We start from the raw sequence: 16,013 nt of genomic DNA, 5'->3' as shown, positions 1-16,013 counted from the left end.
CATGTTGAAGCAACTACTCGCCGCTCTTGCCGGCACTGTTATGGTGCTCGCGGGCAGTGCTCGGGCGGAAATCGACCCGAATTACCGCATGGTCCTGCTGACCGAGAACTTCCCGCCGTACAACATGGCGATCAACGGCAAGAACTTTGCGCAAGAAGACAATATTGATGGTATTGCGGTGGATATTGTCCGTGAGATGTTCAAACGTGCCGGTATTCACTACAACATGACTCTGCGCTTCCCTTGGGATCGCATCTACAAATTGGCGCTGGAAAAGCCCGGCTATGGTGTGTTCGTGACCGCGCGTCTGCCTGACCGCGAGGCGCTGTTTAAATGGGTCGGGCCGATTGGCCCCGATGACTGGGTGCTGCTTGGCAAGGCCGATAGCCCCATTACCCTAACCAGCCTGGAAGACGCCAAGCAGTACCAGATAGGTGCCTACAAGGGCGACGCCATTGCGCAGCACCTGGCGGAAAAAGGCCTGGAGCCGGTCACGGCCTTGCGTGATACAGAAAATGCCAAGAAGCTGATGGCTGGCCAGATTGACCTGTGGGCCACGGGCGACCCTGCCGGCCGTTACCTGGCCAAGCAGGAAGGCATTTCCGGTCTGAAAACTATTCTGCGCTTCGACAGCGCCGAGCTGTATTTGGCGCTAAACAAAGAGGTGCCAGATGAAGTGGTGCAGAAACTGCAAGCCGAGCTGGACAAGATGCGCAGCGAAGGCTTTGTCGACGATATTCTGAACAACTACTTGTAATGCGCAAAACCGGCGGGTCGGTCACAAGCCGGTCCGCGACCAAGGATGGTTGACGCCAAGTACCCTACGTCGCCGGGCCCGCGCCCGAGCAGGGATGCCGCTAGCCATAATCACAATTCATGCGAGCGGAATGACCTATGTTGAGAACCCTGAAAACCGGCCTGTTGTTAGGCCTGGCGCTGAGCGCATGCGCAGCCCGCGCAGAGCTGCCAGATGATTACAAAGTGGTGCTGCTGACCGAGAACTTCCCGCCGTTCAATATGGCCGTGGATGACAAGAACTTTGCCCGCGATGATGGCATTGACGGTATCAGCGCCGAGATCGTCCGGGCGATGTTCAAGCGTGCCGGCATCAATTACACCCTGACCTTGCGCTTTCCCTGGGATCGCCTCTATCGCCTGACCCTGGATAAGCCCAACTACGGCCTGTTCTCCACCACCTTCACGCCTGAGCGCCAGCCGCTGTTCAAGTGGGTCGGGCCGCTGGCCAAGACCGGTTGGGTGCTGTTAGCGGCGCCGGGGAATAACCTCAGCGTTACCAACCTTAAGGACGCCGCGCAGTACCAGATTGGCGCATACAAGAACGACGCCGTCAGCCAGCACTTGGAAAGCCAGGGTTTGGCGCCGAACAACGCCCTGCGCGATCAGGAAAATATCAAAAAGCTGCTCAGCGGTAAGATCGACCTGTGGGCCACCACTGACCCGGTTGGGCGTTACCTGGCCAAGCAGGAAGGCGTCAGTGGCTTGAATACTGCGCTGCGCTTCAACGAAGCAGAGCTGTATCTGGCACTGAACAAAGACACCCCCGATGAAGTGGTGCAGCGCCTGCAAAAGGCCTTGGACGAGCTGCGGGCTGAAGGCTTTGTCGACGAGATGACCAATAACTACCTGTAGTGCCTGATCGCTATTAAAAAAGCCCGGACTTGATGGCTCAAGTCCGGGCTTTTTTGTGCTTGCCTGGCGGCTTTAGTCGCCGCGGGTGACGTTCAGGCCTTTGAGCAAATTCAATGCCTGGCTCAGTTGGTAATCGTCATCCTGCGGGTTGGCTTTGGCCGGCGTCTTGCTCTTGCTCGGTTTATCTGCGCCGCCGTTGCCGTTGCCCAGGTGGCCTTGCAGGTCGGCTTCTTTGATGCCGCTCTCGGCCTGCTCGCGGGTCAGCTTGGCACGTGCCACCTCGATGTCGGGGATGATGCCCTGGGCCTGAATTGAGCGGCCGTTGGGGGTGAAGTACAGCGCTGTAGTGAGCTTCAGGGCGCGGTCATTGTTCAGCGGGAGCACGGTTTGCACTGAGCCTTTACCGAAGCTGTCGGTGCCCATCAGTACGGCGCGTTTGTGATCCTGCAGGGCGCCGGCAACAATTTCCGAGGCGGAGGCGCTGCCGCCATTGATCAGCACCACCAGCGGTACGCCTTCGCTGGCGTCGGCCGGATCGGCGTTGAAGCGCAGCTCGGAGTTGGCGATGCGGCCTTCGGTATAGACGATCAGGCCTTTCTTGAGGAAGTGGTCGGTAACCTCCACGGCGGCTTGCAGCACGCCGCCGGGGTTGTTGCGCAAGTCGAGTACCAGGCCGCGCAGCTTCTTGCCGTTGTCCTTGCGCAGCTTGGCCAGCGCTTTGCCGACTTCTTCACCGCTGTTGACTTGGAATTGGGTGATGCGGATGTAGCCGTAACCGTCGTCAAGCAGCTGGCTTTTCACGCTCTTGACCTTGATCACTGCGCGCGTCAGCTCGACATCGAAGGGTTTGCCTCCCTCGCGTAGCAGGGTCAGCTCGATATCTGTGCCGGCTTTACCGCGCATTTTCTCGACCGCTTCCATCAGCGACAGGCCTTTGGTCGGCTGGCCGTTAATTTTCACAATCAGGTCGCCGGGTTGGATGCCGGCGGCAGACGCGGGGGTGTCATCAATCGGCGACACCACCTTGAGAAAGCCATCTTCGCTGCCGAGCTCGATGCCCAGGCCGCCGAATTCGCCGCTGGTGCTTTCCTGCAGGTCGCGGAAGGCCTCAGGCTCCAGGTACGCCGAGTGCGGATCAAGGTTGCTGAGCATGCCCTTGATGGCGTTTTCCAGCAGGGTCTTGTCGCTGACGGGCTCGACATAGGCCGATTTGATGCGGTCCATTACCTCGGCAAAGGTGCGCAGCTCGTCCAGCGGCAAGGGCGCGCTGTCATTGGCGGTTGCTGGGGCTGCGGCCGGTGCGGCGAAGGCGGCAGTACTGCCCAGCAGGGTAAAAGCCAGTGCGAGGGCGGTGAGGCGGAACAGATGCGGCATGTTGAACGTACTCCTGGTCCAGAATCGATAAACGCGGCACTTATCCTTGTGCGCGGCACCATTGTGCGGGATCAATCGGGCGACCCTGCTGGCGAATTGCGAAATACAGCGCCGAGCTATCTTGGCCGCCGCTGTTGCCTACGGTGGAGATGGCTTCGCCGGCTTTGACCACGTCACCGGCGTCTTTGAGCAGGCTTTGGTTGTGCCCATAGAGGCTCAAGTAACCGTTGCCATGGTCGAGAATGACCAGAAGCCCGGCCCCGCGCAACCAGTCGGCAAAGACTACGCGCCCGCCATGCACCGCATGCACCTGGCTGCCGGCAGTGGCGCCGATCAGTACGCCGTCCCATTTGGTGCGCGCATCACCGCCGCGAGGCGTGCCGTAGCGGGCCACAAGGCGACCATTGACCGGCCAGGGCAGCTTGCCGCGGGCTTTGGCGAATGGCCCGCCGAAGCTGGCGCCGGAACTCACCAATGGACCCGTCGGCGCGGGATTAGTGCTACTGCGCGGTTCTTCGCGTTCGGCGAGCAGGGCTTGCTGGCGCGCGGCTTCAGCTTCGCGAGCCTGGCGGGCGAGGGTGGCTTCGATGGTTTTCAGCACCCGCGCCAGGTTGGCTTGTTCCTGCTGGCGGGCTTTGAGCTTCTGGTCGCGGGCAGAGAACTCCTTGCTCAGTTTGGCCAGGGCCAGCTGACGTTCTTTGCGCACGCTGGCGAGTTGTTCGCGGCGTCCATCCAGGGCGCTTTTCTGTTCGAGCAGCGTTGTTTGCTGGTTGACGATGTCCAACTCGACATTGGCGAGCTGGCGCAGGGTTTCATTGAAGGCGGTGAGTTGTTCCATGCGCGCTTCGCTGAGGTAATCGTAGTAGGTCAGGGTGCGCGAGAATTTTTCCGGGTTTTGCTGGTTGAGCAGCAGCTTGACGTACTCCTGGCGGCCGCTCTGGTAGGCGGCGCGGGCCTGAATACCGATCAGGCGTTGTTGCTCAAGGCGTGCGCCCTGGAGTTTTTTTTTCTCGTTATCGAGGCGCTGGATTTCCTCTTCGCTGTTTTTCAGGTCCTGCTGCAAACCGTTGACCTGCTTTTCTAGCTGGCCCATTTCGCTTTCGGTTTTTTTCAGGTCTTTCTGCACGCCAGATTTCTCCAGCTGCAGCTTCTCCAGCAGTTGCTTGAGCTCGCTGATATCGGCGCGGGCGGCGTCCAGTTTTTTCTGCGCATCGCTCTTCTCGTCGGCAATCGCAGGCGTCAGCAGTAGGGTCAGGAAAATAAGAGCGAGGGCACGAAACATGGGGCTGGCAGCACCTGAATGAAGAACCTGCCTAGTATGCCTAAAAAATGGCTTGGAGCCATGGTCAACGTCACGTTGCGATAGCCCACAGGCCAGGCGTTGCACCTGGCCTGCGGAGTACAGGGTTATTTGAGTTCGACAATGCTGGTGCCGGTCATTTCCGCGGGTACTGGCAGGCCCATCAGGGTCAGCAGGGTCGGCGCCACATCGGCCAGCACGCCGCCCGTGCGGATAGTCGCCGGGCGTTTGCCGACGTAGATAAACGGTACCGGTTCGCAGGTGTGAGCGGTGTGGGCCTGACCGGTGCTCTCATCGGCCATTTGCTCGACGTTGCCATGGTCGGCGGTGATCAGCGCTTCACCACCAACCTTGTCCAGCGCCGCGACGATGCGGCCTACGCAGCTGTCCAGGCATTCCACGGCGGCTACGGCAGCGGCGAACACGCCCGTGTGGCCGACCATGTCGCCGTTAGCGTAGTTGACGATGATCACGTCGTAGCGCTGATTTTCGATGGCATCGACGATCTTGTCGGTGACTTCCGGCGCGCTCATCTGCGGCTGCAGGTCGTAGGTGGCGACGTTCGGCGAGGGAATCAGGATGCGTTCTTCGCCGGCAAAGGGTTCTTCACGGCCGCCGGAGAAGAAGAAGGTGACGTGGGCGTACTTCTCGGTTTCGGCAATGCGCAATTGGGTTTTGCCGTTATTCGCCAGGTATTCGCCGAGTACGTTGGTCAGCGCTTCTGGCTTGTAGGCGCTGGGTGCCGGGATGCTTGCCGCGTATTGGGTGAGCATGACGAAGTCGGCCAGCTGCGGTACACGCGGGCGTTCAAATTCCTTGAAGCCCGGCTCGACAAAGGCGCGGGTCAGTTCGCGGGCGCGGTCGGCGCGGAAGTTCATAAACACCACGGCGTCGCCGTCTACCATCTGCACCGGCTCGCCGATGGTGGTGGCTTTGACGAACTCGTCGCTTTCATCGCGGGCATACGCTGCGTTCAGGCCCTCGACGGCAGTGGTCGCATTGAACTGGCCGTTGCCGTCGACCAGCAGTTGATAGGCTTGCTCGACACGGTCCCAGCGATTGTCGCGGTCCATGGCAAAGTAGCGGCCGATCAGGCTGGCGATGCGGCCCTTGCCCAGTTTGGCGAAAGCCGCATCGAGCAGCTCTATGGACGGTTGCGCACTGCGCGGCGGGGTGTCGCGGCCGTCGAGAAACGCATGCAGGTAGATTTTCTCTGCACCGCGCTGGGCGGCCAGCTCAGCCATGGCCACCAGGTGGTCCTGATGGCTGTGCACGCCGCCTTCGGAGAGCAAACCGAGGATGTGCACGGCCTTGCCGGCGCTAACGGCTGTGTCCACCGCCGTGGTGATGGTTGGGTTCGCGAAGAACTCGCCATCGCGGATGGCTTTGGTCACCCGGGTGAAGTCCTGATACACCACGCGGCCCGCGCCGAGGTTCATATGACCGACCTCGGAATTGCCCATCTGGCCGTCCGGCAGGCCGACATCCATGCCTGAGCCGGAGATCAGACCATGGGCTTGGGTGGCGCGCAGATGGTCGTAGACCGGCGTGTTGGCCGCCATGATGGCGTTGGATTCGGGGCTGTCACTGTGGCCGAAGCCATCGAGGATGATCAGTACCAAGGGTTTGGGCGTGGCGCTCATAAAGCAGGCTCGCTCTGCGTGAGGGGCGAATAAAGGCTGGGCATTTTACGGCCATGTGTAGCAAACGTCACCGTCGGGCGGGGTTTGGCCGGTCTGTGTGGCTGTGTATACTGGCCGACATTTTACCGCCCCGGAACCGCACAATGCTCGCCAACTTGATTGAATTTGCCACTACTCACTACGTACTGAGCGGGTTGTTTGTGACCGTGCTTGCACTGCTGATCTTCACCGAAGCGCGTAAGGGCGGGCAGAGCCTGAGCAGCCGCGAGCTGACTGCGCTGGTTAACAGCGAGCAGGGCTTGGTGCTGGATATTCGCGCGCAGAAGGATTTTTCTGCCGGGCATATCGTCGGTGCGCTGAATATCCCTTACGAAAAGCTGGCCGGTCGTATGGTTGAGCTGGACAAGCACAAGGCCAAGACGCTGATCGTGGTCGACGCCATGGGTCAGCATGCCGGCACGGTTTGCCGTGACCTGAAAAAGGCCGGTTTCACTGCCGCCAAACTGTCAGGTGGCATTGCCAGCTGGCGTGGCGACAACCTGCCGCTGGTGAAGTGAGATGCAGCCTGTCGTCATCTACTCCAGCGATTGGTGCCCGTATTGCACCCGCGCCAAGCAGCTGTTGGCGAAAAAGGGCGTGGCGTTCGAAGAGATCAAGGTCGACGGTCAGCCGGATGTGCGTGCGGAAATGACCCGCAAGGCACGGCAGACCTCGGTGCCGCAAATCTGGATTGGCACCACCCATGTGGGCGGCTGCGATGACCTGTATGCCCTGGAGCGCGCCGGCAAGCTCGACGCGCTGCTCAAGGTTTAACTCCCCTGTTTATCCGTACCTAACGACAAGAAGGCTTTGCCATGACAGAACAAGCTAGCAACGGCGCCGCTCAGGGCGAACAGAACCCGCAATTCTCCCTGCAGCGCATCTACGTGCGTGACCTGTCCTTTGAAGCGCCGAAGAGCCCGGAGATTTTCCGCCAGGAGTGGACGCCGAGCGTCGCCATGGACCTCAACACTCGCCAGAAGTCCTTGGACGGTGACTTCCACGAAGTGGTGCTGACGCTCTCGGTAACCGTGAAAAACGGTGAAGAGACGGCGTTTATTGCCGAAGTGCAGCAGGCCGGGATCTTCCTGATCCAGGGTTTGGACGCCGCCTCGATGAGCCATACCCTCGGTGCGTTCTGCCCGAACATCCTCTTCCCGTATGCCCGCGAGACGCTGGACAGCCTGGTAGTGCGGGGTTCTTTCCCGGCGCTGATGCTGGCCCCGGTGAACTTCGATGCGCTGTACGCGCAAGAGCTGCAGCGCATGCAGCAGGCCGCTGCGCCTGCCGTTGCTCACTGAGCCGCTGCCATGCAATAAAAAAGCGCCTGAGGGCGCTTTTTTATTGGCAGTCAAAATAAGGCGGTCTATTCCTGCGACGTTGCGGTAATCGCCTCGGGCATGGCGAACTCATGCTGGCGCCAGGCCTCGTACACCGCCACGGCAACAGTATTGGACAGGTTGAGGCTGCGGCAGCCGTCGCGCATTGGCAGGCGCACGCGTTGCTCGGGGGGCAGGCTGTCGCGCACCTCCTGGGGTAGGCCGCGGCTTTCCGGGCCGAACAGGAAGGCGTCGCCGGGTTGATAGCTGACCTGATGGAAGGGTTGCGAGCCCTTGGTGGTGAACGCGAATACACGCGGCTGACCGAGGCTTGCCAGGCAGCTGGCTAGGTCGGCGTGGCGCTGCAGTGTGGCGTATTCGTGATAGTCCAGGCCGGCGCGACGCAGGCGTTTGTCATCCAGGTCGAAGCCCAGGGGTTCGATCAGGTGCAGGTGGCAGCCGCTGTTGGCGCAGAGCCTGATAATGTTGCCGGTATTCGGTGGAATTTCCGGTTGAAAAAGGATGACGTGAAACATGCGCGGCTCCGAGCTTGAAGGCGAGCAGCATTCTACAGACCCGCGGCCACGTCCGTGGGTGCGGGTGATCGGTTCGTTGGCGCTATTTGGCTTTTTGATCGGTTTGATGATCGGCCGGCTTTTCCAGCCAGACCCGCTCTGGTTGGAGCGCGTTGAAGTGCGTGAGCAGGGGCTTGAGCTGTGGTTCAACGTCGAACCGGTGCCGCGCGAAGAGCATGCGGGAGGTGTTTTTATCCTGCGGCTAGAGAGTTTTGGCCGCGAACAACAAGGCCAGTTACAGGTGCAGGGGCGCTTGGCCAATTGGCGGTTGCAGCGTGAAAGAAAGGATTTGCTGTTGCGAGTGCTGGCTGCCCGTCCTTTGCGCGGCGAGTGGCGCGCTGAAGAGGTGGACGGGCGCTGGCGGCTGCTGGTCAGCCTGGTGGAGCAATAAAAGAGGGGATTCCCCGGCCTGCCTGTACCAAGGTCCCCGAAACTGGGATTGCATGAGTCTATGCAGACTGTGTGCCAGTTTTATTACGTTGGCTGCAGGCCCTGTAAATGCTGGGTTTAAGGTGACATAGGGCGGCTTGTGCAGCGTGCGGGGGCTGGTGGTTGAACCGCCGCTGTGCAGCGCAGCGGTGCGCGTGCATTGCTTTGATGCACGCTGGGTGTAAGTGACGACGTAATGAAAACGGGCCCTGTAATGGGCCCGTTTGTATGGTGCGCGGCGTGGCGGCGATTCAGTCGTCGCCGTCCTCGTCATCACTGCTGTCGACATTCATGCCCAGCTCTTTGATCTTGCGCGTCAGGGTGTTGCGCCCCCAGCCCAGCAGTACGGCCGCGTCGCGGCGGCGGCCGGCGGTGTGCTTGAGTGCGGTTTCGATCATGATCCGCTCAAAGGCCGGCACTGCCGTATCCAGCAGGTTGGATTGGCCGCGGCCCAGTGCCTGCTCCGCCCACTGCCGCAAACCCTGTTCCCAGCTGCTGGCCGGAGCGTTTTCCTGTGGCTGGCTGAGCAGCTCGGGCGGTAGGTCGCCGACATGCACTTCACGGCCTGAGGCCATGACGGTAATCCAGCGGCAGGTGTTTTCCAGTTGGCGCACGTTACCCGGCCAAGGGAGCTGCGCCAGGTAGTTTTCGGTTTCACTTTTCAGCAGTTTTGGTTCAACGGCCAGTTCCAGCGCGGCGCGGCTAAGAAAATGCCGCGCCAGGGTGGGGATATCTTCACGGCGATCAGACAGGCGTGGGATGTGGATGCGAATCACGTTGAGGCGGTGGAACAGGTCTTCGCGGAACTTGCCGGCTTGCACCAGTATTTCCAGGTTCTGGTGGGTGGCGGCAATGATACGCACATCCACCTTGACCGGGGTGTGGCCACCGACCCGGTAGAACTCGCCGTCCGCCAGTACGCGCAGCAGGCGGGTTTGCGTGTCGGCCGGCATGTCGCCGATTTCGTCGAGAAACAGGGTGCCGCCGTCGGCCTGCTCGAAGCGCCCGCGACGTTGATTGGCCGCTCCGGTAAAGGCACCTTTTTCATGGCCGAACAGCTCGGACTCCATGAGGTCTTTGGGGATCGCCGCCATGTTCAGGGCGATAAACGGTGAGGCTGCCCGCGGGCTGTGGCGGTGCAGGGCGTGAGCAACCAGCTCCTTACCCGTGCCGGACTCACCGTTAATCAATACGGTGATATTGGAATGTGAGAGGCGGCCGATGGCGCGGAACACCTCCTGCATCGCCGGTGCTTCACCGATGATCTCCGGCGTGGGCGGCTGCTCGATCGGTACGCTAAGACCTTGCTGCTCCTGGGCGTGCTGGTTGGCGCGCTTGACCAGGGCGACGGCTTCGTCAACGTCGAATGGCTTGGGTAGGTATTCAAACGCCCCGCCCTGATAGGAGGCCACGGCGCTGTCGAGGTCGGAGTGCGCGGTCATGATGATCACCGGCAGGCGCGGGTGCATCTCACGAATGCGCGCCAGCAGCTCAAGGCCACTGGCGCCGGGCATGCGGATATCGGAGAGGATGACATCGGGCTGCTGCCGGGTCAGGCGGCTGAGGACGCCGTCGGCGCTGTCAAAACTCTGGGTGGTCATGCCTTCCTGTTGCAGAGCCTTTTCCAGGACCCAGCGGATAGAGCGGTCGTCATCGACAATCCAGACGGTTTCACTGCTGCTCATGACGGCGTTACTCCTTGTTCCAGAGGCAGGAAGATCGAGAACACGGTATGGCCAGGATGGCTCTCGCACTCGATCAGGCCTTGGTGCTGGCTAATGATGTTCTGGGTAATGGCCAGGCCCAGCCCGGTGCCGTCGGCACGCCCGCTGACCATGGGGTAGAAGATGGTTTCTTGCAGTTCGGCGGGGATGCCGGGGCCGTTATCGATAATTTCGATTTTGGTTACCAGGCGATGGCGGCAATGGCCAATGGTGAACTGGCGCAATGTGCGGGTGCGCAAGGTAATGCGCCCCAGGCGCAGGTCGCTCTGCGCGGCGAGTGCCTGCATGGCGTTGCGTACGATATTCAGCACCGCCTGGATCATCTGCTCGCGGTCGATCAGCACATCCGGAATGCTCGGGTCGTAGTCACGCACCAAAATGATGCTGCCTTGGCTCTCGGCTTCCACCAGGCTGCATACGCGCTCTAGTACTTCATGCACATTGGTCATGGCCAGCGAGGGCAGCTTGTTCGAACCGAGCATGCGGTCGACCAGGTTACGTAGGCGGTCGGCCTCCTCGATGATCACATTGGTGTAATCCTTGAGGCTCTCTTCGGGCAGTTGGCGGGCCAGTAACTGCGCGGCGCCGCGGATGCCGCCGAGGGGGTTCTTGATTTCATGGGCCAAGCCGCGCACCAGCATTTTGGTAGTTTCCTGCTTTGACAGCTGCGCCTCTTCCTTGGTGATACGCAGCAGGCGGTCGCGCGGGTGCACTTCAAGCAGCAGCAGGGTTTCACCGCGGCTGAGGACCGGGGTCACGGCGTAGTCGACGGTCAACGTCTGGCCATTAACCGAGGTCAGCACGGCTTCGCGTTTGTTGAACGGATGTGCGTGTTGCACGGACTGGCGCAGCGCACTCAGTGCTTCGCTGGACTCGGTAAACAGCTCACTGATGAACTGGCCATGGCTGCGCTGGCCGCTGACGGCGAGGAGCATCTCCGCTGCCGGGTTCATGTACTCAAGGCGCAGGTCGTCGTTGAGCAGCAGCGTGGCAGTGGTCAGGTTGTCCAGGAGCAGGCGATGCAGTGCGTCATTGATGATCATAGTGGGATGTCAGCAGACCCTTGGGTTCCAGCAATGCAGCTGGAAAATGCAAGAAGCAAACCAAAGCCCCGAAAAGAAGCGTGTTTGGCCGTGGGATGCCGGAAATTAGCTGCTTTTCAGCGCAGCGGGGCCGTATGACGCGACCCAAAACAGGGAGAGTATAGAAATGCCGGGCAATATGCGCACTGGTTTGGTGCGCTGTGGTGGTTAGATGAACGGAACGAAGGGGATGTCTTTCTTTTCCGGTGGCTTGTCCTTAAGCGGGCATTCCGGGCGTACGCCGTAATCCGCTTTCTTGCAGGGATTGACCTTGCGCTTCTGCGCCAGGGAAATGCGCTGCATATGGAAGGGTTGCGTGGGCGTGCGCTCGATGATGCGACCTGCCTGGTCAATGACTTCCACCGCCAGTTGATGGGTGCCGCGGTCGATATTCTCCAGCGGGAACACCGGGCTGCTGCCCACTTCGCCCACGGGTTGGCCGTCCAGTAGCAGGCGATAGCTGTGCTGCGCAAACAGGCCGGGCTCGCTGTTGATGCTGACTATCAGGTTGCCGGCGCTGTCGCGGATGGTGGCGTCGGGCTGCGGCACCAGAATGCGCAGCAGGCTGTAACGCTGCGCCGGTTCTGGTGGTGCGCTGACAACCTGGGTGACGCTGGGTGTCTGGATTGCCGGCATTGAGTTGCTGGGCGCCAACTCGACGCGCTCGGCATTGCCCGACTTGGGTTTGTCGGTGAAAACCCGATTTCCTTCGGCGTCTATATAGGTGTAGACCTGCGCCAGGGAGGGCAGGGCCAGCAGCATCAGGCTGCAGAACAACAGGTTGCGCATAGGTTAGGGTGCCGGTTTGGGTTTTGGCGTGGGTGCTGGCGGTCGCAGGGCCGGGCTGCTGGTGTTGACCCGCTGCACGGTAAAGGTTGTGGTGGCGCTTTGCTGGATCGACTGCTCGCCACTAAGTACTTCCACGGCCATGCTGTGCTCGCCGCGATCGGCATTGATGACTTGCAGGCGCGGCACGTTGCTCGGCTGGCCATAGGGCTTGCCATCGAGCAGTAGACGCAGGCGGTGGTTATTGGCCAGGCGCGGCTCTATCGTCACACCGACGCTGAAGGTGCCATTGTTGGCGCGCATGGCCTCATCCGTGGGTAGCCCCGTCAACTCTAGGGTGCTGTAGGGTGCAGCCTTTTCAAGGGCGTTGTCGGTTGGCGGTGCAGCTGGAACGCTGGGCGCCGGCATCGACACGCTATTGGTGGCGGGTAGCGCGATACTTTCTGCCGCTTGGCCCTCTGGCGGCTGGTCGGTGAATACCGTGTTGCCATTGGCGTCGGTGTATTTGTAGATCTGTGCATTGGCCGGTAAAGCCAGGCCCAGCAGTAGGCAGATGAGTAGAGGGCGCATGCCGGACTCTCCCAGTTAATGTGCCCTAAGCGTTGCACTGCTTAGACGCCCTGGCAAGCGCGCAGATGGTGTGGCGTATACCGGCGCAGAAAACATCGGGCTTAAAGGCGCTGGGTGCTTGGCAGTAGGCAGAATAGATATGCAAAAAGGCCACCCGAAGGTGGCCTTTTGTGTGGCGTGCGGTGTTAGACGCTGTAGTACAGGTCGTATTCCAGCGGGTGTACGAAGGTGCGAACCTTGATTTCTTCTTCCGATTTCAGCTCGGTGAAGGATTCCAGGAAGTCCTTGGTGAAGACGTTGCCCTTGAGCAGGAAGTCGTGGTCGGCTTCCAGTGCTTCCAGTGCTTCTTTCAGGCTGCCGCACACTTGCGGGATCAGCTTGGACTCTTCTGGTGGCAGGTCGTAGAGGTTCTTGTCGGCTGCATCGCCAGGGTGGATCTTGTTCTGGATACCGTCGATACCTGCCATCAGCAGTGCCGCGAAGCACAGGTACGGGTTGGCAGCCGGGTCCGGGAAGCGTGCTTCGATACGACGGCCGCGTGGGCTGGCGACGTAAGGAATACGGATCGATGCGGAACGGTTACGGGCCGAGTAGGCCAGCATGACCGGCGCTTCGAAGCCTGGTACCAGACGCTTGTAGGAGTTGGTAGCCGGGTTGGTCAAGGCGTTCAGCGCCTTACCGTGCTTGATGATGCCGCCAACGAAGTACAGGGCAGTGTCGGACAGACCGGCATAGCCTTCACCCGCGAAGGTGTTCTTGCCATCTTTGGCGATGGACATGTGTACGTGCATGCCCGAACCGTTGTCGCCGTAAAGTGGCTTCGGCATGAAGGTGGCGGTACGGCCGTAGGCTTCAGCAACGTTGTGTACGCAGTACTTGAGGGTCTGCACTTCGTCAGCTTTGGCAACCAGAGTGTTGAATTTCACCCCGATTTCGTTTTGCCCGGCTGCCACTTCGTGGTGGTGCACTTCAACGATCTGGCCCATTTCTTCCAGAGCGTTGCACATGGCGGTACGGATTTCGTGATCCGAGTCAGCTGGCGGAGTCGGCAGGTAGCCGCCTTTCACGCCTATGCGGTGACCGTTGTTGCCCTGGCGGCCATCGTTGTCAGCGTCGCTGTTCCACGAAGCCTGCTCGGAGAAAATCTTGAACATCGAGCCCGACATATCCGACTTGTACTTAACCGAGTCGAAAATAAAGAACTCTGGCTCCGGGCCAACAAATACGGTGTCGCCGATGCCGGTGGTTTTCAGGAACTCTTCGGCACGCTTGGCGATGGCGCGTGGGTCGCGCTCGTAGCCCTGCATGGTCGACGGCTCAATCACGTCGCACACCAGGATCAGAGTCGGCTCTTCGGTGAATGGGTCCAGTACCGCGGAGTTGTCATCCGGCAGCAGAATCATGTCGGATGCTTCGATGCCTTTCCAGCCTTCGATGGAGGAGCCGTCGAACATCTTGCCGACTTCGAAGAAGTCTTCGTCCAGTGCGTCGCGTGCTGGCATGCTGATGTGGTGCTGCTTGCCGCGAATGTCAGTGAAGCGCAGGTCAACCCACTTCACGTCGTGTTCTTTAATAAGTTGAATCGACTTCGACATGCTGTCCTCCAGGTGGCTAAGGCTCGAATGCTGAGCCCCTCAATAATATGGTACGGCGCGCCGGCATAGTCCGTCGGCGTACCCTGCCTCACAAGGGAGCAAATTGCATGCCAGTGCACGGAAATGGATGCGAGCCTTGAAACTCAGGGGTGGCGGGGGCTGAGCGGCCTTTCGGTAGTATTATTTGCACCATTTAAATGCACCTTATTTTCTTTGTGCTCTTTTATGGTGCGCGATTTGTCTCGGTGAGGATTTTTGATCAAAGCGTGAGCAATTTCCGCTATAATCCGCGCCCCTGTTTTTTCGCAGCCTCGGCACTCATAGTTTTCATGAAACTGATCGTTAAAGTCTTCCCAGAAATCACCATTAAAAGTCGGCCGGTGCGTAAGCACTTTATCCGGCAGCTGGCGAAGAATATTCGATCGGTTTTGCGTGAGTTCGATCCACAGCTGCAGGTCAGTGGTGTGTGGGACAACCTGGAAGTCGAAACCCAGATCAGTGAGCCGAAAACCCTGCAGGCGATGATCGAACGCCTGAGCTGCACGCCGGGTATCACGCATTTTTTGCAGGTCGATGAATACCCGCTGGGTGACTTCGATGACGTGCTGGCAAAGTGCAAACAGCACTTCGCCGATCAGCTGCCGGGCAAAATCTTCGCCGTACGCTGCAAGCGTGCCGGTAAACATGCGTTCAGCTCCATGGATATCGAGCGCTATGTTGGCAGCCAGTTGCGTCAGCAGTGTGGTGCGGCCGGTATCTCGCTGAAAGACCCCGACGTTGTGGTGCGCATGGAAATCCGCGACCAGCGCCTGTTCGTGATTCATCACCAGCACCAAGGTTTGGGCGGTTATCCACTGGGTTCGCTGGAGCAGAGCCTGGTGTTGATGAGCGGTGGTTTCGACTCCACTGTTGCCGCCTACCAGATGATGCGCCGCGGCCTGGTCACGCATTTCTGCTTCTTTAACCTCGGCGGTCGTGCTCACGAGCTGGGCGTGATGGAAGTGGCGCACTACCTCTGGCAAAAGTACGGCAGCTCGCAGCGCGTGCTGTTTATTAGCGTGCCATTTGAGGAAGTGCTGGGCGAGATTCTCGGTAAAGTCGATAACAGCCACATGGGCGTGATCCTCAAGCGCATGATGCTGCGCGCGGCTACACGCATGGCTGAGCGCCTGCAGATTGAGGCGCTGGTGACCGGTGAGGCGATCTCCCAAGTTTCCAGCCAGACCTTGACCAACCTTGCGGTAATCGACTCGGCCACCGATATGCTGGTGCTGCGTCCGCTGCTGGCCAGCCATAAACAAGACATCATCGACACCGCCACGCAGATCGGCACCGCCGAATTTGCCAAGCACATGCCGGAATACTGCGGGGTGATTTCGGTCAACCCGACCACCCGGGCAAAGAAGCCGCGGGTCGAGCATGAAGAAGGTCAGTTCGACATGGCGGTCCTCGACCGCGCCCTAGAGCGCGCGACCTTGCTGCCGATCGATAAAGTGATCGACGAGCTGGGCAAGGACGTTAAGGTTGAGGAGGTTAGCGAAGCGCTGGCCGGCCAGGTCATCATCGATATCCGTCACCCGGATAATGCCGAAGAGCATCCGCTCGAACTGCCCGGTATAGAGGTGCAAACGCTGCCCTTCTATGCGTTGAACAGCCGCTTTAAAGAGCTGGATGACGCGCGGCAATACCTGCTGTATTGCGATAAGGGCGTCATGAGCCGTTTGCATGCCCATCACCTGTTGAGCGAGGGGCATGCCAATGTGCGCGTTTATCGTCCGACATAAGACGCCTGGGTTGAATGGCGGTAGCATTCGCCATCGCCCTCCCGACATACCGGCGGCGTGAAGCAGGCTTTTACGCCGCCGAGCAGAAATCGCATTTAGTTAATACTCGCCGCCTACACTAGGCGGCACACCGAATCCTCTGA

16 protein-coding genes are annotated in these 16,013 nt (G+C 60.0%); 7 read left to right on the top strand and 9 right to left on the bottom strand.

The features are described 5' to 3' along the window. Position 1 precedes the first annotated feature (1 nt). Both N1078_RS07780 and N1078_RS07775 read left to right on the top strand, forming a co-directional pair. A complete protein-coding gene (locus tag N1078_RS07780; protein WP_274087637.1) occupies positions 2–757 on the top strand; it encodes a substrate-binding periplasmic protein in 756 nt (251 codons plus the stop codon). 137 nt (positions 758–894) lie between these two features. Beyond that, positions 895–1,650 carry a substrate-binding periplasmic protein gene (locus N1078_RS07775; protein ID WP_274087636.1) on the top strand — a complete coding sequence of 252 codons (756 nt, stop codon included), beginning with the start codon at positions 895–897 and terminating at the stop codon, positions 1,648–1,650. A 72-nt stretch (positions 1,651–1,722) separates the two neighbouring features. Here N1078_RS07775 and N1078_RS07770 read toward each other — a convergent pair whose 3' ends face one another. The 3 genes from N1078_RS07770 to gpmI form a co-directional block, all read right to left on the bottom strand. Next, the gene (locus N1078_RS07770; protein ID WP_274087635.1) at positions 1,723–3,024 is read right to left on the bottom strand and encodes a S41 family peptidase; all 1,302 of its coding nucleotides are present in this window, start codon (positions 3,022–3,024) and stop codon (positions 1,723–1,725) included. 40 nt (positions 3,025–3,064) lie between these two features. Then, on the bottom strand, positions 3,065–4,306 hold the full coding sequence (locus N1078_RS07765) for a murein hydrolase activator EnvC family protein (protein WP_274087634.1): 1,242 nt from the start codon (positions 4,304–4,306) through the stop codon (positions 3,065–3,067). Positions 4,307–4,431: 125 nt separating this feature from the next. Then, positions 4,432–5,967 (bottom strand): 2,3-bisphosphoglycerate-independent phosphoglycerate mutase, encoded by a 1,536-nt coding sequence (gene gpmI, locus N1078_RS07760; RefSeq protein WP_274087633.1) that lies wholly within the window; start codon positions 5,965–5,967, stop codon positions 4,432–4,434. A gap of 143 nt (positions 5,968–6,110) precedes the next feature. On the opposite strand from gpmI, the gene N1078_RS07755 reads away from it, so the two are divergent. The 3 genes from N1078_RS07755 to secB are packed head-to-tail and all read left to right on the top strand — an operon-like array spanning position 6,111 to position 7,307. Beyond that, positions 6,111–6,524 (top strand): rhodanese-like domain-containing protein, encoded by a 414-nt coding sequence (locus tag N1078_RS07755; protein ID WP_274087632.1) that lies wholly within the window; start codon positions 6,111–6,113, stop codon positions 6,522–6,524. Position 6,525: 1 nt separating this feature from the next. Continuing rightward, positions 6,526–6,780, top strand: a complete 255-nt coding sequence (gene grxC, locus N1078_RS07750) for a glutaredoxin 3 (RefSeq protein WP_274087631.1) — start codon at positions 6,526–6,528, stop codon at positions 6,778–6,780. Between the two features lie 41 nt (positions 6,781–6,821). Then, positions 6,822–7,307 (top strand): protein-export chaperone SecB, encoded by a 486-nt coding sequence (secB, locus tag N1078_RS07745; protein WP_274087630.1) that lies wholly within the window; start codon positions 6,822–6,824, stop codon positions 7,305–7,307. 65 nt (positions 7,308–7,372) lie between these two features. Here the strand turns inward: secB and trmL are convergent, their stop codons facing one another. Next, positions 7,373–7,861: a tRNA (uridine(34)/cytosine(34)/5-carboxymethylaminomethyluridine(34)-2'-O)-methyltransferase TrmL gene (gene trmL, locus N1078_RS07740; protein ID WP_274087629.1), complete on the bottom strand. Its 489-nt coding sequence runs from the start codon at positions 7,859–7,861 to the stop codon at positions 7,373–7,375. On the opposite strand from trmL, the gene N1078_RS07735 reads away from it, so the two are divergent. Then, positions 7,860–8,291 (top strand): hypothetical protein, encoded by a 432-nt coding sequence (locus tag N1078_RS07735; RefSeq protein ID WP_274087628.1) that lies wholly within the window; start codon positions 7,860–7,862, stop codon positions 8,289–8,291. The two genes, trmL and N1078_RS07735, sit on opposite strands and share 2 nt — an antisense overlap. Positions 8,292–8,580: 289 nt before the next feature. Here N1078_RS07735 and ntrC read toward each other — a convergent pair whose 3' ends face one another. The 5 genes from ntrC to glnA all read right to left on the bottom strand — a co-directional run bounded on the left by ntrC (position 8,581) and on the right by glnA (position 14,086). Beyond that, a complete protein-coding gene (gene ntrC / locus N1078_RS07730) occupies positions 8,581–10,014 on the bottom strand; it encodes a nitrogen regulation protein NR(I) (RefSeq protein ID WP_274087627.1) in 1,434 nt (477 codons plus the stop codon). Then, positions 10,011–11,096, bottom strand: a complete 1,086-nt coding sequence (gene glnL, locus N1078_RS07725) for a nitrogen regulation protein NR(II) (RefSeq protein WP_443218096.1) — start codon at positions 11,094–11,096, stop codon at positions 10,011–10,013. The genes ntrC and glnL overlap by 4 nt, the downstream gene beginning before the upstream one ends. 207 nt (positions 11,097–11,303) lie before the next feature. Next, positions 11,304–11,924 carry a DUF4124 domain-containing protein gene (locus N1078_RS07720; protein WP_274087626.1) on the bottom strand — a complete coding sequence of 207 codons (621 nt, stop codon included), beginning with the start codon at positions 11,922–11,924 and terminating at the stop codon, positions 11,304–11,306. Between the two features lie 3 nt (positions 11,925–11,927). Further along, on the bottom strand, positions 11,928–12,491 hold the full coding sequence (locus tag N1078_RS07715) for a DUF4124 domain-containing protein (RefSeq protein WP_274087625.1): 564 nt from the start codon (positions 12,489–12,491) through the stop codon (positions 11,928–11,930). A 185-nt stretch (positions 12,492–12,676) separates the two neighbouring features. Beyond that, the gene (glnA, locus tag N1078_RS07710; RefSeq protein WP_274087624.1) at positions 12,677–14,086 is read right to left on the bottom strand and encodes a type I glutamate--ammonia ligase; all 1,410 of its coding nucleotides are present in this window, start codon (positions 14,084–14,086) and stop codon (positions 12,677–12,679) included. A gap of 329 nt (positions 14,087–14,415) precedes the next feature. Between glnA and thiI the strand changes: the two genes are divergently transcribed. Further along, a complete protein-coding gene (gene thiI, locus N1078_RS07705) occupies positions 14,416–15,870 on the top strand; it encodes a tRNA uracil 4-sulfurtransferase ThiI (RefSeq protein WP_274087623.1) in 1,455 nt (484 codons plus the stop codon). Positions 15,871–16,013: the final 143 nt, after the last annotated feature.

The organism is Pseudomonas sp. MIL19 (genome assembly GCF_028680365.1).
Taxonomy (GTDB): Bacteria; Pseudomonadota; Gammaproteobacteria; order Pseudomonadales; family Pseudomonadaceae; genus Aquipseudomonas; species Aquipseudomonas spirodelae.
Note: the sequence above shows the minus strand (reverse complement) of the source record. Positions and strands in the feature narration are given on the sequence as shown.

Excerpts from the sequence above, each read along its gene's own strand:
- N1078_RS07770 (WP_274087635.1), bottom strand. The coding sequence starts at position 3,024 with ATGCCGCATCTGTTCCGCCTCACCGCCCTCGCACTGGCTTTTACCCTG.
- ntrC (WP_274087627.1), bottom strand. The coding sequence starts at position 10,014 with ATGAGCAGCAGTGAAACCGTCTGGATTGTCGATGACGACCGCTCTATC.
- N1078_RS07780 (WP_274087637.1), top strand. The coding sequence starts at position 2 with ATGTTGAAGCAACTACTCGCCGCTCTTGCCGGCACTGTTATGGTGCTC.
- glnL (WP_443218096.1), bottom strand. The coding sequence starts at position 11,096 with ATGATCATCAATGACGCACTGCATCGCCTGCTCCTGGACAACCTGACC.
- N1078_RS07735 (WP_274087628.1), top strand. The coding sequence starts at position 7,860 with ATGCGCGGCTCCGAGCTTGAAGGCGAGCAGCATTCTACAGACCCGCGG.
- N1078_RS07755 (WP_274087632.1), top strand. The coding sequence starts at position 6,111 with ATGCTCGCCAACTTGATTGAATTTGCCACTACTCACTACGTACTGAGC.
- secB (WP_274087630.1), top strand. The coding sequence starts at position 6,822 with ATGACAGAACAAGCTAGCAACGGCGCCGCTCAGGGCGAACAGAACCCG.
- N1078_RS07720 (WP_274087626.1), bottom strand. The coding sequence starts at position 11,924 with ATGCGCAACCTGTTGTTCTGCAGCCTGATGCTGCTGGCCCTGCCCTCC.
- N1078_RS07715 (WP_274087625.1), bottom strand. The coding sequence starts at position 12,491 with ATGCGCCCTCTACTCATCTGCCTACTGCTGGGCCTGGCTTTACCGGCC.
- N1078_RS07775 (WP_274087636.1), top strand. The coding sequence starts at position 895 with ATGTTGAGAACCCTGAAAACCGGCCTGTTGTTAGGCCTGGCGCTGAGC.
- N1078_RS07765 (WP_274087634.1), bottom strand. The coding sequence starts at position 4,306 with ATGTTTCGTGCCCTCGCTCTTATTTTCCTGACCCTACTGCTGACGCCT.
- grxC (WP_274087631.1), top strand. The coding sequence starts at position 6,526 with ATGCAGCCTGTCGTCATCTACTCCAGCGATTGGTGCCCGTATTGCACC.
- thiI (WP_274087623.1), top strand. The coding sequence starts at position 14,416 with ATGAAACTGATCGTTAAAGTCTTCCCAGAAATCACCATTAAAAGTCGG.
- glnA (WP_274087624.1), bottom strand. The coding sequence starts at position 14,086 with ATGTCGAAGTCGATTCAACTTATTAAAGAACACGACGTGAAGTGGGTT.
- gpmI (WP_274087633.1), bottom strand. The coding sequence starts at position 5,967 with ATGAGCGCCACGCCCAAACCCTTGGTACTGATCATCCTCGATGGCTTC.
- trmL (WP_274087629.1), bottom strand. The coding sequence starts at position 7,861 with ATGTTTCACGTCATCCTTTTTCAACCGGAAATTCCACCGAATACCGGC.